Genomic DNA, 16,528 nt, shown 5'->3' on the forward strand with positions numbered 1-16,528 from the left:
TTTTTTTCGTTCGAGTTTCAGAAGCTCAAACTGGTTAATTTATTTTGGGTTTTATAAGATAAATACGCGGGACAAGAAATCACACATTGATTTAAGACTACAAGAGTCAACAAATCCTTTGTAATTTATTTAGATTTTAGAGTTAAGCGTTTATTAAAAAGTGTGTGAAGATAAAGTATTGTTCATATCATATTTTAGGGCGTTTTAAATATGTTAATAATGCAAAACTATATGTTTCCCTCTAAAAAAACACATAAAAAGATGTAAAAACGTTTAACTGCAGCATTTTATCCGCCAAATACAGTTTTCCCGTAATTATCAAAATTTAAAAGCTCACAAAAATCCTACAAACAAAGTAAGGGAGTTTTTACCTAAAAGAATTAACGATTATAACCAAAGCGTTTTAGTTGACGTTCGCTATTTCGCCAGTTTTTATTAACCTTCACATATAACTCAATATGAATTTGTTTTCCAAAAAACTTCTCTAATTCCTTTCTAGCCTCTACTCCAACTCTTTTAAGTGCCGATCCTTTATGACCTATTATAATACCTTTTTGAGACTCTCTCTCGACCATAATTACCGATCTAATTCTGATAATTTTTTCATCTTCAAAAAATTCTTCAGTTTCTACCTCTACGGAATATGGAATCTCCTTTTTATAGTGCATTAAGATCTTTTCGCGAATCGCTTCGTTTACAAAAAACCGCTCTGGCTTATCGGTCAATTGATCCTTTGGATAAAAGGCGGGTGAATCTGGTAATAACTCTACAATTCTTCCAAAAACTTCTTTAACATTAAAGTTTTCTAAGGCAGAGATTGGATATAATTCTGCATTAGGAACTTTTTCTGCCCAAAACTGAACTTGCTGCTCTAATTGCTCTTGGTTAGATTTATCTATCTTATTTAATAATAAGAAAACTGGGATCTTAGCACTTGTAATCTTATTAAAAAATGCTTCATCTTTCAGTTCCTTTTCACCTATCTCAACCATATAGATAAGAATATCTGCATCCTCAAAAGCCGACTTTACAAATCCCATCATAGATTCTTGCAATTCATATGCTGGTTTTATAATTCCTGGAGTATCTGATAAAATAACTTGAAAATCATCTCCATTTACAATTCCCAAAATCCTATGCCTAGTTGTTTGTGCTTTAGACGTGATTATGGACAACCTTTCTCCAATGAAAGCATTCATCAATGTTGATTTTCCAACATTTGGATTACCAATGATATTTACAAAACCTGCTTTATGAGCCATATATATGATTTTGTTGCAAAGTTAGTCCATTATTATACAAAATTGTCCAATCTAGAGAAGGAATATTTTATACTAAAATAGATTTAGACATACAATTTCAGCTTTATAAAACAGTATTTAAGACACATAAAAAATATTATATCCATAAACCTTTTGTTAATTTTTCGTAAATTTAATTCCAGTATGTTTTTAAAACCCCACAAAAACAGATAATTTATTTTATAAATACTGGGATTATTTTGGGAAATTATTCTATCTCTTTTTTAACTATTTCGAAAACATATCACACCATACGCACATGTGTATCTGTGATGGTACTACTCATGCTATCACAATTCAGTTTTGCACAAAACACAGATAAACTTCTTACCAAGGCTGACGAAAGTTTTGAAGCATTAGCTTATATAAACGCTCGTGACATCTATCTAGATGTTGCAAAACAAGGATATTCCTCTTCAGACCTTTATCGAAAATTAGCAGACTCCTATTATTTCACAGGAGAACCAGAAGAATCTATTCAATGGTACGAAAAATTAATCTCAAATTTTTCTGAAGAAATAAAACCGGAGTATTTGTTTAGATATGCTCAAAGCCTTAAAAGTACAGAGCGATATAATGAAGCAGACGATGTTATGGAAAGGTTTAATACAATTACAGGAAATGACAAAAGAGCAAAATCTTTTATAAATAAACGCGATTATTTAGATTTCATAGAAATGCAATCTGGTAAATATGATTTATACACTCTTACCATAAATTCTGAATATTCTGATTACGCTCCAAGTTTTGATCACAAAGGAAACATAGTATTTGCTTCCTCCAGAAGTAAAAACTCCAAGCTTCATGAGTGGAATAAAATGCCATTCTTAGATCTTTTTTCTTCAAAAATAAATAACAACAATATTTCTACACAAGAATCAAAAAAATTAAAAGGTAAAATAAATACCAAATTTCATGAATCTTCTACAAGTTTTACTAAAGATGGAAAGACAATGTATTTTACGCGAAATAATTTCACCAATAACAAACTTGGTAAAAGTAGAAAAGGAGTTGTTTTATTAAAATTATATAAAGCTACTCTTTCTAACGAAAAATGGTCTAATATTGAAGAACTCCCTTTTAATAGTGATAATTACTCAGTTTCCCACCCTGCCTTAAGTCCTGATGGTAAACAATTATATTTTGCTAGTGATATGAAAGGAACTAGAGGGAAGTCTGATTTATTCGTAGTAAATATACTTCCTAATGGAAAATACGGGAAACCCAAAAACCTAGGAGACAATATCAATACAGAAGGTAGAGAAACTTTTCCATATGTAAGTGAGAGCGGAAGATTATATTTTGCAAGTGATGGTCACGTTGGACTAGGTGGATTAGACGTATTCGTTGCTATTACTAAAGACACGGGTTTATATGAAATATTCAATGTAGGGAAACCAGTAAATAGCCCAAAAGATGATTTCTCATTTGTATTAGATGAAGAGAACAATACGGGTTATTTTGCAAGCAATAGAAGGGGTGGAAAAGGAAATGATGACATCTATAGTTTTAGACAAACAGAGGAATTAATTACTGAGTGCAGAGAATTCTTAAGTGGTATTATCACAGATAATGAAACAAATGAAACTATTGCTAATGCTAATGTAACATTATTAGATACTGATGGGAACATCATAAATGAAATTAAGTCCGATTATGATGGAGCCTATAATTTTGAAGTTGATTGTGACAAGCAATACATTATTCGTGTCTCTATAGAAGGATTTAATCCCAATGATATTATTTTTAAATCAAAAAATACTTTTGAAACTACTAATAATGTTCAGATATCTTTTAAGAAAGAAAAACTATTGTCTACCACATCCGAACCGGTTAATATAGGTGATGATATTGTCGCCCCATTGCAGTTACGAACTATTTTCTTTGACCTAGATACCGACGAGATTAGATCAGATGCAATTGCTGATTTACAGAAGGTTATTTCTGTTATGAAACAGAATCCTAATCTAAAAATTGAAGTGCGTTCTCATACAGATAGCAGATCTAGTTATTGGTATAATAAAAAACTTAGTGTAAAGCGGATGCGAGCTACAGTAAGATATATCATTCGTAAAGGAGGAATCAATTGGAGACGTATTAAAGGAAAAGCCTATGGAGAACGAAGACTCATTAATAAATGTGCAAACGGTATTCCTTGTACAGAAGAAGAACACCAAGAAAATAGAAGAAGTGAATTTATCGTAAGGAAGTAATTTTCTGAAAGTAAACCTTAGCTTGAGCATTAACTTTAGGTGCTAATAGTAATCCAGAAATTACTGTAGGTATTGCCATTAACGCAAAAGCGCTATCTATTAAATTAATAGCAAAATCAATCTTCACTACAGCTGAAACAATAATAGACCCTATATAAATATAATTATAATATTTACCGTACTTGGGCTTAGTTAAAAAACCTAAGCACGTTACTCCATAATAAGAAAATGAAAATAATGTTGATAAGGCAAAAACAAGAACCATAACAATCACTATACCATCTCCCATCCCATAAGGTAAAACAGAATTAAAAGCCTCTAAAGTAAGTGAAATACCATTACCGTCAGAATATCTCCATACCCCAGTGGATAAAATTGCTAATGCAGTTAGTGTACATATAAGAAGTGTATCGATAGCAGGACCAATCATAGCTACAAGTCCTTCTCTAACAGGCTCATCAGTTTTAGCTGTCCCGTGCATCATAGGTGCAGTACCAATTCCTGCTTCATTAGAAAAAGCGGCTCTTTTCACTCCCGTTTTAATCAAATACCCCAAAACTCCCCCTGCAGCAGCCTCCCCAGAGAAAGCATCCGAAAAAATTAAAACAAACATCTCGGGTACATAATCCATACGTAAAATCAATATGGTAAAGACTGTAATAAAATACAAAACCACCATAAAAGGGACTAACTTACTAGCCACTAACCCAATCCTCTTAATCCCTCCAAGAATAACAAATGATGCCATTATAGCCAAAACGATCCCTATATATAATTTAGCTTCTTCGTTCCAATCCAAAACATCAACTAAAGTTTGAGTAAGTTGATTTACAGTAAAAGCAGGTAATGTCCCTACTAAACCAGCTAATGCAAAGAAAATGGCTAATGGTCTCCAATGACGTCCCAATCCAGCTGTAATAACATACATTGGGCCACTAAGCGTCTTACCCTCTTTACTCTCTGATCTATACATAACAGCAAGAGTGCACGTATAGAATTTAGTAGCCATACCAATTAATGCACTAATCCACATCCAGAAAATTGCTCCTGGACCGCCCATTACTAATGCTATAGCGACTCCACTAATATTCCCCATGCCGACTGTTGCCGCAATCGCTGATGATAATGCCTGAAAATGAGTCAATTGACCTGGATCATTTTCATTATCATATTTACCTCTTAAGATGTTTATTGCGTGTCGGAAATATAAAAATGGCGTAAAACGAGAATAGATAAGAAAAAATAAGCCTCCTCCAACTAATAGAATAAGTAATGGCCAATCCCATATCCATGAACTAAATACTGCAACACTCTCTTCTATTTTTTTAAACATAGGCCTTGTAAGTATGCTAAAGGTACTATATATTTCTAATTACAAATGAATAGTAAATTATTATAGTAAAATAACCACTTTACTCAAAACTATTATGTAGCTCTTATAAATCTAGGTTTATTAATTCCCCTATCATACATTACGATACTTCCTGCCACAGCAACATTAACACTTAATTCTGACTTAAACTTAATTAAGAAATGTGACTTTTCTACAGCAGTTTTAGATAATCCATGATCCTCAGCTCCTAACAAGTAGACACATCTTTTAGGGTGATTAAAAGTTTCTAATGGCACCGCATCATTCGTTAATTCAACACCTACTAGCATTGCTCCTTTTGGAAGATGTTTATAAAAATCTTGAAAAGTATCATAATGAAAATATGGCATAGATTTTACCGCATTATGTGTATCACTTGCTTGTTTTGCATATCTGTTACCAATTGTAAATATATAATTCGCTCCCATATTCTGAGCAGTTCTCCAGAGGACTCCTAAATTCTCAGGAGTTTTTCCATTCTGAATACCGATACCAAAAAATTCATTTTCAAAATTATCTATCATATTACAAAAGTAAATAGTAACACTTTAATAGCAATAAAAAATGATTCATACTCCAACCCAGACACCTCAATTATGTTAAAACCGTAATGAGATGTACGAATTCTAAATTGATCCTAACGAATTCTAAAACCAACTTATTTTAACCGTTTATAGCATATAAATTTGTACAAAATAATCAACCTCAAAATAATACTGTTATGAAAAAGATCATTGTTTTTTTCATCCTAATATTAGGATTTCAGTTTATGAAAGCACAAAGTTTTCAGAAGACGGGAAAGTACACAGCAGTTACCGAAATTAAAGAGAATGGTTCAGAACAACCGACTTGCATTGTTAATCTGATTCGTTTGGGGGGAATTTCGGAAAACGTATTTACTTTCACACTCAATGATATTGAGCTTTTTGAGGACATCTTTATCACCACCTTAGAGAACCCTGGTCTGGAAGGGATCTCTGAGGTGATTAAGATGGAAGTGGAATACTTAGCTTGTTGTGCTCAGGTAGAATCACATTACTTTATGATAACAGACAAAAATGAACTTGTATCCTTACCACAATTAACAAATGTTTATTGTGAGAATTCAGATACAGATTCTCAATATACTTTTCCTAATCAACAATATGGTATAGAAGGAAACATTCTTGAAACCGAAACTTTATATAAAGAAACAGCAGAAATTAAATACGTAAACCTAAAACAAAGCTTTACCTGGAATGACAACAAAGTTAATACTCCAAAGAATACAGCAATCACCAGTTACTAGAATATTTGGTGTAGAAAATAACACTATTTATTATTCAATTATTCTATTGTACTGTATCGCTTTATTTTTTTTCACAATCCTAGTAAGTTTTAATATTTTATAAAAAAATAAAACTATTGTATACGGCAGGCGCGTCCAATTATTTCCAATTTGTTTTTTCCCAAAAAAACTGCCTGCTTGTATACGGTTTTACTCAACATCATTTTCATCAAATTATTTAATGGGAGTACACATAACAAGAGAATCAGTTTGATTATATTTGTTATCAAACCATAGTTTTTTATGAGCCCCAAATGCTTTTCATATCTACTATCCTTTTCAATTATATGGATAAGTGCTATTCATTTATTATCTGCTCAAAATAATGGCCTTAGGGCATATACATTAGAAGACGGGCTTCCTCAATCTCAAGTATATGATATTATACAAGATGATATTGGTTATTTGTGGCTAGGTACACGTGGAGGTGGAATAAGTAGATTTAATGGAGAAGAATTTGAAACCTGGAACGAAGATGATGGCCTCTTATCCAACTACATACACTCCTTACTCTTTTCTAATGACAGTTTATTCATAGGAACTAGAAGAGGATTATCGATAAAAACAAAAAAGAAATTTCATAATTTCGAAGGATTACAAGTAAACAAAATATTTAGGATCCACAATAAAACTTATCTAGCTACTAATGTCGGCATCTATATATATAACCGCAGTGATGGATTAAAAAAAATACAATTAGATCCTAAAATAAATACCAGCATTGTAAATGGAATTGTGTTTGATGGTAAGTTATTCTGGATAGCTACAAATAAAGGTCTTTGGAAATTAAATAAAATTCATAAAGATGCTAGCATTATGGTACGTCATAGTGCATATAATTTTACTTCGGCATTATATCACAAAACAAAAGTATTTGCGGCAGCTATAAATCAAGGAATTTTAGTTTTAAATACAAATGCTAAAAGTTATGGTAATAAATGGATCCAAAAACCATTAAATGTCAATAACATTTCAGTTCTAGATACAGAATTATGGTTCTCTACGAATAATGAAGGAATTACTGTATTGGATGCCAATAATTATCGATTAAAGAAAAAAATAAATCGAAAAAACGGTTTAGCAGTTTCTACTATTAGAAAAACCATTTCGGATCGTCAGTCCAATATTTGGATTGCAACATCTGGAGGAGGGTTCTATAAATATTCTCAAAATAATTTTACCCACTATAATCAAGATACTGGACTAAAAGGTAATCGCGTATATGCTGTTCATAGTTTTAACGAAGAAATCTGGGCCTCAAACTCGGAAGCTGGATTAATAAAAATTGATTCTACGGGAATAGTTCAAGTCAAGCAAGACAAAAGGTTATCTGAAATAAAAATCAAAACTATCACGCATGATAGCAAAGGAAATATCTGGGCAGGTACCGAAGGAAAAGGAATCTTATTTAAAGAAATTAAATTTAAAGACAGCATCGTAACTCGTAATAAGAAGTCCAAAAAACAGAGAAAGGATACAATAACCAAAGAGGTTATCAAGAACTACATCATTAATAAAAGAAGAGGTTTATCTTCTAATTGGGTTCGATCTATACATATTTCTGGAGACACTATTTGGGCAGCCACTTATTCTTCTGGAATTACCAGATTTATATATGATTACAAGAAACACAAAGTAAGATCTGTTAGACGATTCACTAAAAAGCGTGGCATAAAAGACCTTGAAATTAAACATATGGCCTCTGACAAAAAAGGCAAAATATGGTATGCTACAGAAAATGGAAGTATTGGATTTATTAAAAGGAATAAAGTTACACATCTTAGTAATGTACTCAATCAGAAAATTGCGATCAATTGCTTTCTTTTTAAAAATAATAACTTATATCTAGGTACAGCTGGACAAGGTATTTGGTGGGCCAGTTTAGAGGAAGAGAAACTCTCTTTTAAAAAAATAAAAGGAGAAAAGAATTTATACTCAAACAATATCTATCAAATGATATTTGATAATGAGGATAATTTATGGGTTGGTACTGAAAGGGGTGTAGATCGAATAGAAATCAACTTAATAAACCAAATTACAGATGTTTTTCATTTTGGGCGTAATGATGGCTTTTTAGGTATAGAAACTTGTCTCAATGCTATAAGTAAAGATATCGAAGGAAACCTGTGGTTCGGAGCCATCTATGGACTTACTAAATATGAACCAGGAGAAACTGACAAAACCACTGTAAAACCAGAAATCCATTTTGAAAATATAGAAATCGCATACCAAACATTGGATTCTATAAATCCTGATATATGGGCCAAAAATGACAACGTTCTACAGCTAACTCCAGAACAAACCGAGCTTTCATTTAACTATAAAACTATTGACCTAGATCATCCAAATGACATAGAATATCGTTATAAACTAAATAACACAGCTTGGAGTCCATGGTCATCAGAAAAAAAGCAAAATTTAGCTGGATTAGCATATGGTGCTCATTCATTTTCTGCACAATCCAGAAATTATAGATGGGAAGAAAGTGAGCCTATTACTTTTAAAATATTCATAGATAGCCCTATTTACAAAAAACTCTGGTTTCAACTTGCTACACTAGGGATTATTCTTCTGGTACTTACAATAATTACATTGTTATATATTAGAAAAGTAAAGCTTAAGAATAAAGAAGAACGAGAAAAATTGCAAATGCAAAATCACTTGCTTTCTTTAGAACAAAAGGCATTAAGATTACAAATGAATCCGCATTTCATTTTTAATGTACTTAATGGGATTAAAGCGATGGGAACGAGTAACCCATCCAAAATGAATAGTACTATTAACACTTTTGCCACTTTATTAAGAGAAACATTATATAACTCCAGAAAAGACAATATTACATTAGATCAGGAAATGAAAACCCTGAAACATTATATTGAAGTAGAAAAACTAATGGCAAATAAGCCTTTTGAATATACCATTTCTATCGATTCGGAATTTGATCCAGAAGAAGTATTAATTCCTCCAATGCTAATACAACCATTTGTTGAAAACGCAATACGACATGGGATCCTAAAAGGAAATAGAGATGGAAAACTAAAAGTATTTTTTGATACTAATGAAGAATTCTTACATTGTAAAATATTAGATAACGGAATGGGTATTTTCCAGTCCCAAAAAACCAAAACCAAGACGGATCATCAATCCATGGCATTAACAGTAACTAGAGAAAGGCTGGAGTCTATCTCTGGAAAAGATGCATTACAGATAAAAGAAATTCTAAATGAAGACTCTTCTGTAGAAGGAACTGAGATATCGTTTAAAATACCATTATTAACCGATTATTAAAGACACTATGCTTACAGCGATTATTGTAGAAGATATGCCAGATGCACTTCAACTTTTAAAAAGTGACCTGGAAACAAATCATCCCGAAATAAAAATTATAGATACAGCAAGAAGCGTAGTAGAAGCTGCAAAATCCCTTAGAACCAATGTTCCTGATATTTTATTTCTGGATATTATGCTAGGAGATGGTACAGGTTTTGACGTATTAGAGATATTTCCAGAATTAAAATCTAAAATTATCTTTGTAACTGCGAGTGATGAGTATGCTATAAGAGCTTTTAAATTTGCAGCTATTGATTATGTTCTAAAACCATACTCTAATGAAGAACTAGCACAAGCAATATCCAAAGCTAAAGAACAAATTCAGCCTAATAAAGAAAGACTCAATATTCTTAAAGATACATTATCTGCACCAGAGCAAAAACCTGATAAAATATCTTTACACACTTTAGACAAAATTATTATTGTAAGCTTAGATGATATTGTTAGATGTGAATCCGATAGTAATAATACTATTTTTTACCTACAAGATGGCCAAAAGGTATTTGTAACGAAAACTTTAAAATATTTTGCTGATATGCTTAAAAACTATCAGTTTTTACGTGTACACCAAAGCCATTTAATTAACCTCCAATGTATTAGTGCTTTTATTAAGGCAGATGGCGGTTATCTAATGCTTAAAAATGGAGAAAATGTTCCAGTTTCTGTTAGAAAAAAGGTAGAAGTAATGGAGATCTTAGATCGCATGCATAGATAATGTAGAACAAGCAACTGTTTTATAGCGAAATACGTTTTACTACTATTCTATCCTTTAGTCCATATTTTAACTAAAAATTTGGGCATATTGGTCTACGAATGTATAGCTGATTTGCTTTTTAATTTTACCAAGGTTTTTCCATATACCTGTAATATCAAGCGCATTCCAATTTTTGGATTGTACCGTATAGCAGTCTAAAATTTGATCATATATTGTTCTAACTCCTAAAGAGCCCATATCTGCTTTTATCTTTACATGTATAGCAATGTAATTACCTTCAGAACTACAATTATATATTTCGACTTTTATACCTGGTTCATTGTTAATTTGCGTTTTAACATACCCATTACAAGGCACTTTAATTTTTTCAATCTTTCCTGTATTTATATTATTGAATTCACTTGAGTAATACACTCTGTAATAATCATCCCCCAAATTTACTAACTGAAGCTTTGTTTTTAAACGCTTTTGAAATGGCCAACTACCAAACTTCACTTTTTGTGTCTTTGTATTAACAACAGAATATTTCATACTTTCAAGTTTTACGTTAATAATTATACAGTATCAAATCATTGAGGTAAAACTAAAAAATACCTCTCTTCAAAACTATTTCATCATATTTCATCGGGTTCAGATATATCATTTAGAAACTACATAAAATGCCAAGTGCTATAGAATCTACCCCATTGACTCTATAGCACGATTATCTTGGATTATCTGCTTGGCTTTATGAACATCAAATCACTTTCACAAGTACTAATTTCCCTTGTGGTTAATTTGATGTAATACTTCTTAATATTTTGACTTTACCTAACAAACAATAAGAATATTCTAACCATCCAAAATGCTAAACTTTTTTTATCTGAGTTTTGTGTGTTTCCAGTCATTATTTTATAGTATATGATTAATTCTTAATGTTTGATGAAACAAATATATATTGAACATATACGAAATAATATTTCATCATATTTCATTGCTTCATTTATTAATCAAAAGCTACAAATACCAAAAGAGCTGTAGAATCTACCCCATTGATTCTACAGCTCAATAATCTAACCTATTATTCTGGCTATTCACCAAAAATTATAACCTTTCAAATACATCTTAATTTCACAATTAATCTACTTGATGTATTTTTTAATTATCTATTGTTTGATGAGACAAATATATACCGAACACTTAAAAAATAATATTTCATCATATTTCACAAAGCCCTCCAATTACTTTTGTATAGCATATAAAAATGCCGAAATCCGTAAAGTCTTTCCCCTTCGACTTAACGGATTCTAGCTTTTCTTAACATCAAATCGTTTTCCCTACTTATGTTTACCCCCAGTATAGATTGATCTGATGTTATTCCTAATAATTGTTTACAGTTATTTTGCTCTGATGAGACAAATATATGCCTAACACTTAAGGTATAATATTTCATCATATTTCATGCCAAAAAGTAGTCTTTAATTAGACTACTACTTATTCTATATTATTCGGCACTATTTTTAAGAAGTATCGCTACGATACGAAAAAAAGATCTTATTATGAACCTAATATACCGAACTCACTTCTAACTTATCTTCTTTGAATAATTCAAATAAGTCACCTGCATCTTTGGTGTGCTCATCAAAAGGAATAAGCTTGATTTTTCCCTCTCCATTAGTTTCTGGAGGAGACTGTAGACTTTTAAGAACAAAATATTTTTCTCCGTTAAGCTCTGTTATTCCATCTAATAAAATTCTATGAATATCATTTACAAATACGGGCCCTCGAACCGTTCTTGCCATACCAGAAGAAAGCTTTTGAGCTTCATTAAAAATAGTATAGGCTTCAGCAAGAGGAATACGAAAACAACTTTCTTTATTATGATCTGCTTCCATAAGCATATAAAAAGGAATTAGTCCTAGTTCTATTTGTTTTGTCCACAAATTACTCCAATCTTTTGCAGTATCATTTATTCCATTTACTAAAGGACCTTGACAACGAATTACAGCTCCGGTAGTATTAATATTCCTTATAGCTTGCTGCACTATTTCATTTTCCAATTCACGTATATGTGTAAAATGCGCTATAATATTAAGGTGCTTTCCTTTAGATTTAATGTATGTAAATAACTCGAATAACTCATCAATATCAGGATCTGTTAAGTAACGATAAGGCCACCAAGCTATTGATTTGGTTGTAATGCTTATAATTTTAACCGAATTAATTTCAAGTATAGGATCAATGTATTTTTTTATAGTCGAAGCTTTTAAAACTAATGGATCCGCACCTGAAAAAACTACTTCTTGAATTTCTGGTTGCTCTTTAATATAATCTATAGGGTATTCCGGTTCTATATAAGAAGAAGAGTTTTGCATTTCTGTGTCATTAAAAGCTACCCACCTAAAACAATATGTACAATAACTATGACAAGTTCTTACCATTGGAGAAGGATATAACGCCAAACTAGTGTTAAAAACTCTATAAGCTCCTTTTACAAGATTACCTTTATAAATGGGAATGCAACTTTGGTGGTAATTGATTTCAGGGAACATTTTAAGTTTTAAAGCTTTAGCAAAGTCATTTAATTCCTCTTTTTTACCTTTACTAAGAATACGTAATAGTTTTTCATAATCTTCTTCGGGAAGCATCTCTTTTCTGGGAAAAACCAATTTGTACATCGGATCATTAGGTATATTATCCCAATCAATTAGTTTTTCCAATACATAATTATTTACTTTAAAATGAAATACATTCGCTAAAGCATTAAAAGTAACTTGTTCTTCGTGAGGTAATTTTTCAAAATAAATTGTTTGTTTGAAGGCTTTACTATGATATGATTTAAATTCCATTTTAATTTTTTTTGTTTGAATTTACTTTATTAAGAACCTACACATATAGTCCCATTGTATTCAATTCATTTTCAGTTAGTATTCCTTTTTGACTCAAGTCTAATTCTAAAGATGCTTTGTACAACCTTTCATTCCCTAATTGAGGCCATATAAAACACAAACCTGGTATTATGACTTTTACCGTTTTTATAGGTATTTCAGGACGACTGTAATTAATAACTAATGTTTCGTATCCAAACTGTTCAACTTTTGAAGCACAGAATAAAACATCTTGTTTGATATTTTTGCTTTCAAAATTTAAAAAATCAGCCATTTTCCTTTTTTTATATCCTTTTAAAAAAGACTCTTCTTTTATAGCCTTAAAATCAAAGGGGGCATCATCTTGATGTCTAATAGGAATTAATTGACATAATTCTGTAAGGGCTCTAGAAGATGCAGTTTTGATATTTAAGTGACACCCAAAACCAAAACAAAACTCTTTAGTATCCTTATGTTGTGCAATTGCAGCTACAACTGGTATTCCGAAATTAGTAGTAATATCCAGCAACCAATAATCCCATTCTTTGCTTAAAGTATAATTTACTTTTTGCAAGTCATCTTCATCCAAACCCTGAATTTCAATTTCTTGTCTTACCGTTTTGTTATACCACCAAATGGCTGTAGCATCTCTTTCTATAACTTCATAGAACCCTTGTAAAATAGCTTCTTCAATGGTATTACCAGCTGCAGCACCATTTGAATTCCAACGAACATAACTATTATCCTCCAAAGGAGCATTACTAAAACAATATGTAAACGGCAAGTATACTTTTTCTTCTTTCAGCAAGGACCAAGTAGGCACCCAATGTAGAGGCTCATCAGTCAAATATCTTTTAACAGCGTGGTTTTTAGAATTTAAGTAAGAATTTTCTGTTTCAAATTCTTTATATTGTTTTTCACTAAAAGGTGCAAGTTGATTAGGTAGATAAAACCTAGAATCTAATAAATCAGGTGTTGCTTGTAAAAAGTATTCGTCTCCTTTAAATTGCGCTGAATACCTTTCGATAGACTCACATAAAGCACTCACCTTTGATTGTACATCTGCTACTCCTTTGCCTAAAGAAAATTGCACAAACAAGTCTTCACTTACTGATTTGTAATAGTGAGGAGGAGTACTAAAAAATGAAGATTTATAAATGGAAATGTTCGTGTTACTTTCTTCGGATATTAAGGTTAAATCCGTAATAACACCAGTAAGAGGACTGATGAATTTTTTTAAGTTTTGAACTGTGTTTTCCGGCTTTACAGATCTAGAACCGCCATCAAGACCTGCTATTTTAAATGTATCTTTTAAAACAATTGGCATTTGTATTTGTGTTTTCATTAATGAAATATCTCCACAAACAGAACACTGCGGTCGATGGTTAACCTTATGTTTTAAAAATGATTTTGAATAATTATTTATTTCAAAACAAGTGTCCTCTTGTTGAGAAACTTGAAAAAGTAACGAAATAAACCATTCTTTATCAAATTTCTCTGTTTCAAAAAAAGTTGGAGTTTGGATGTATTTATAACCCTTTTTTTGTTGAATCCATTTTTTTACGGGCTGATTTGCTATCATTTGGTCTGATAAACATTTCCAACAAGGGCGATTGTCTTTTGCAGAAAACAAAGGACCAATTAGCGGTTTTTCACCTGTAGGTTTGATAAGAATGAAGGAACGTTTTGATTTTAAATATTTTAAGTTAAGTTTCTCAAGCCTAGGGTCTAAATAATCATCTACAAAAACAATACTAAATGGAAATTTTAGATTTAAAAACACCTGAAGTATTTCATTACTAATTAATTCTGAAAAATTGTAAACCTTTATTTTTTCGTTAATTATAAAAAATTCAGGAAGTTGTTGCTTTCTTTTATTTAAAGAATATAAATTATCCTGTTTTTTAACTTGTAGAATTTCACTCTTAATTAAAGATTTTATTCCTTGTATAAATAAAGCGCATCTATAAAAATCAGAAATTTCTTTAATTATTTGGTTAATGTTTTTTTCGCCATCAATGTATTTAATAAATTCTTTATACTTTTCTCCAGACAGACAGTAATTTTCTGTTTCGCTAATTAATATCAACTCATTTTCAGAAATTACAAATTGTTTATACTTTGGATGCCAGTCAAATGTCTGATTGAAGTCTATCATTATTAAATATGAATTTTTTAAGTGAACAATGTTAGAACTTTATATTTTCTTAATTCCATCATATATAATTTTTGGTTCGTTGTTTTTTGAAAAAATTGGAAAGATTGTGTTTTTTATAGATACTTTTTCACTTAGATCATTTCCTTTTTCAATATGCAACGCTACTGATATAGTTATACGTGGTTTTTCTGTTTTATTTCCCTCACTAAAATGCCAGATATTATCATGATGAAAACTTACACCTCCTTGTTTAATAATTGCTTTTTCCTCATTCCAGATATAATCTTGAGGTAAATCTTTTATTATTTGTTGCCTTTGTTTGTCCGTGTTTTTTTCTGCTCCATCATTAACCAAACTAATATTGTTATTTTCCCAAAGATGAGAACCTTTTAAAAAAGTTAAAGTTCCTGATCGTTCGTTTATAACGCTTAAAGGTATATACATACTAAGTAAATCTCCATTTTTAAAATTTACATATTTAGTATCAGTATGCCAACCTACACTTCCTTCAATTCCACTAAAAGGTGATTTATAAAATACATGACTTGCTGCAATAGATACTCTTGTTGCAGAGGTTATTTCAGAAATTCGTTTTCCAAGAATTGGAGTTGAGATTATTTCTAAGATTACAGAGTCAAAAAGATGTGCTTGATCTATTTTCTTTATTTTTTCATCAGTACCAATACCCCAACAATTATAAGCAGGAAAATTGTGAGATAATTTCCCTTCAAATATTTTTGTATATCTATCACAAAGTTCTAAGTAATCTTTTCTAAGAAGGATATCTTCATTAAAAAGAAGATATCCTTGCTTATAAAATAATTCTGTTATACTCATTGCAGACTATCCTATAGTAAAAGGATATGCCTTACCTGCTGCCATAAACGAAGCAAGAGCAGATGCCATATACTTCTCTTCAGGTTTAGGCGGAATCATCATTTCAATTGTAGCATAATAGTTATCATCGTCCAAAACCTTGAACCATCCATTAGTCGGAGTAGCATCTTTTTCAACCTCATGGTTGTATTTTTCTTCTCCTTCATACTCACTAATTTTCAATCTAAGATTTGAAAATTCTGAAAAGCCGTATTCCTTAGAGAATATTTCTTCAACTTCTTTATAGCCCTTGTTGTAGATATCGGAATGTTCTCCTTCCCAAATATCAGCTACAAGTCTTAAAAAAGCTGTTCTCCAAGCATCATTACCAATAAGACCAGCTACATAATTTTCGTCTCCTGTGATTCCTTCTTTGATACTCATAATTTA

General features: G+C 31.1%; 12 protein-coding genes. 4 read left to right on the forward strand and 8 right to left on the reverse strand.

Features of this window, described 5'->3' with window-relative positions:
- Window positions 1–380: 380 nt before the first annotated feature.
- A complete protein-coding gene (gene era, locus J8L88_RS07605; protein WP_108805163.1) occupies window positions 381–1,262 on the reverse strand; it encodes a GTPase Era in 882 nt (293 codons plus the stop codon).
- A 311-nt stretch (window positions 1,263–1,573) separates the two neighbouring features.
- Between era and J8L88_RS07610 the strand changes: the two genes are divergently transcribed.
- Window positions 1,574–3,514, forward strand: a complete 1,941-nt coding sequence (locus J8L88_RS07610; RefSeq protein ID WP_211060548.1) for an OmpA family protein — start codon at window positions 1,574–1,576, stop codon at window positions 3,512–3,514.
- Here the strand turns inward: J8L88_RS07610 and J8L88_RS07615 are convergent.
- Both J8L88_RS07615 and J8L88_RS07620 read right to left on the reverse strand, forming a co-directional pair.
- Window positions 3,498–4,847, reverse strand: a complete 1,350-nt coding sequence (locus tag J8L88_RS07615) for a sodium:alanine symporter family protein (protein ID WP_118387533.1) — start codon at window positions 4,845–4,847, stop codon at window positions 3,498–3,500. The two genes, J8L88_RS07610 and J8L88_RS07615, sit on opposite strands and share 17 nt — an antisense overlap.
- A gap of 92 nt (window positions 4,848–4,939) precedes the next feature.
- Window positions 4,940–5,410, reverse strand: coding sequence for an RNA methyltransferase (locus tag J8L88_RS07620; protein ID WP_027395249.1), 471 nt, complete (start codon window positions 5,408–5,410; stop codon window positions 4,940–4,942).
- Window positions 5,411–5,607: 197 nt separating this feature from the next.
- Between J8L88_RS07620 and J8L88_RS07625 the strand changes: the two genes are divergently transcribed.
- From J8L88_RS07625 to J8L88_RS07635, 3 genes are all read left to right on the forward strand, one after another.
- Window positions 5,608–6,174, forward strand: coding sequence for a hypothetical protein (locus tag J8L88_RS07625; RefSeq protein ID WP_027395248.1), 567 nt, complete (start codon window positions 5,608–5,610; stop codon window positions 6,172–6,174).
- Between the two features lie 282 nt (window positions 6,175–6,456).
- Window positions 6,457–9,501, forward strand: coding sequence for a two-component regulator propeller domain-containing protein (locus tag J8L88_RS07630; RefSeq protein WP_211060407.1), 3,045 nt, complete (start codon window positions 6,457–6,459; stop codon window positions 9,499–9,501).
- Between the two features lie 7 nt (window positions 9,502–9,508).
- Window positions 9,509–10,258, forward strand: coding sequence for a LytTR family DNA-binding domain-containing protein (locus tag J8L88_RS07635; RefSeq protein WP_027395246.1), 750 nt, complete (start codon window positions 9,509–9,511; stop codon window positions 10,256–10,258).
- Between the two features lie 66 nt (window positions 10,259–10,324).
- Here J8L88_RS07635 and J8L88_RS07640 read toward each other — a convergent pair whose 3' ends face one another.
- From J8L88_RS07640 to J8L88_RS07660, 5 genes are all read right to left on the reverse strand, one after another.
- Window positions 10,325–10,789: a hypothetical protein gene (locus tag J8L88_RS07640; protein ID WP_118387537.1), complete on the reverse strand. Its 465-nt coding sequence runs from the start codon at window positions 10,787–10,789 to the stop codon at window positions 10,325–10,327.
- A 1,013-nt stretch (window positions 10,790–11,802) separates the two neighbouring features.
- Window positions 11,803–13,086 (reverse strand): lysine 2,3-aminomutase, encoded by a 1,284-nt coding sequence (locus J8L88_RS07645; protein ID WP_118387539.1) that lies wholly within the window; start codon window positions 13,084–13,086, stop codon window positions 11,803–11,805.
- Between the two features lie 37 nt (window positions 13,087–13,123).
- Window positions 13,124–15,262: a TOMM precursor leader peptide-binding protein gene (locus J8L88_RS07650; protein WP_118387541.1), complete on the reverse strand. Its 2,139-nt coding sequence runs from the start codon at window positions 15,260–15,262 to the stop codon at window positions 13,124–13,126.
- A 39-nt stretch (window positions 15,263–15,301) separates the two neighbouring features.
- On the reverse strand, window positions 15,302–16,099 hold the full coding sequence (locus tag J8L88_RS07655) for a phytanoyl-CoA dioxygenase family protein (RefSeq protein ID WP_211060408.1): 798 nt from the start codon (window positions 16,097–16,099) through the stop codon (window positions 15,302–15,304).
- A 6-nt stretch (window positions 16,100–16,105) separates the two neighbouring features.
- Window positions 16,106–16,522 carry a hypothetical protein gene (locus tag J8L88_RS07660; protein ID WP_118387545.1) on the reverse strand — a complete coding sequence of 139 codons (417 nt, stop codon included), beginning with the start codon at window positions 16,520–16,522 and terminating at the stop codon, window positions 16,106–16,108.
- Between the last annotated feature and the right edge of the window lie 6 nt (window positions 16,523–16,528).

The sequence above is a fragment of the Aquimarina sp. MMG015 genome (assembly GCF_018100855.1).
In the GTDB taxonomy this organism is placed as follows: Bacteria; Bacteroidota; Bacteroidia; order Flavobacteriales; family Flavobacteriaceae; genus Aquimarina; species Aquimarina latercula.

Coding starts and splice junctions, on each gene's coding strand:
- era (WP_108805163.1), bottom strand. CDS start 1,262: ATGGCTCATAAAGCAGGTTTTGTAAATATCATTGGTAATCCAAATGTT.
- J8L88_RS07610 (WP_211060548.1), top strand. CDS start 1,574: ATGGTACTACTCATGCTATCACAATTCAGTTTTGCACAAAACACAGAT.
- J8L88_RS07615 (WP_118387533.1), bottom strand. CDS start 4,847: ATGTTTAAAAAAATAGAAGAGAGTGTTGCAGTATTTAGTTCATGGATA.
- J8L88_RS07620 (WP_027395249.1), bottom strand. CDS start 5,410: ATGATAGATAATTTTGAAAATGAATTTTTTGGTATCGGTATTCAGAAT.
- J8L88_RS07625 (WP_027395248.1), top strand. CDS start 5,608: ATGAAAAAGATCATTGTTTTTTTCATCCTAATATTAGGATTTCAGTTT.
- J8L88_RS07630 (WP_211060407.1), top strand. CDS start 6,457: ATGAGCCCCAAATGCTTTTCATATCTACTATCCTTTTCAATTATATGG.
- J8L88_RS07635 (WP_027395246.1), top strand. CDS start 9,509: ATGCTTACAGCGATTATTGTAGAAGATATGCCAGATGCACTTCAACTT.
- J8L88_RS07640 (WP_118387537.1), bottom strand. CDS start 10,789: ATGAAATATTCTGTTGTTAATACAAAGACACAAAAAGTGAAGTTTGGT.
- J8L88_RS07645 (WP_118387539.1), bottom strand. CDS start 13,086: ATGGAATTTAAATCATATCATAGTAAAGCCTTCAAACAAACAATTTAT.
- J8L88_RS07650 (WP_118387541.1), bottom strand. CDS start 15,262: ATGATAGACTTCAATCAGACATTTGACTGGCATCCAAAGTATAAACAA.
- J8L88_RS07655 (WP_211060408.1), bottom strand. CDS start 16,099: ATGAGTATAACAGAATTATTTTATAAGCAAGGATATCTTCTTTTTAAT.
- J8L88_RS07660 (WP_118387545.1), bottom strand. CDS start 16,522: ATGAGTATCAAAGAAGGAATCACAGGAGACGAAAATTATGTAGCTGGT.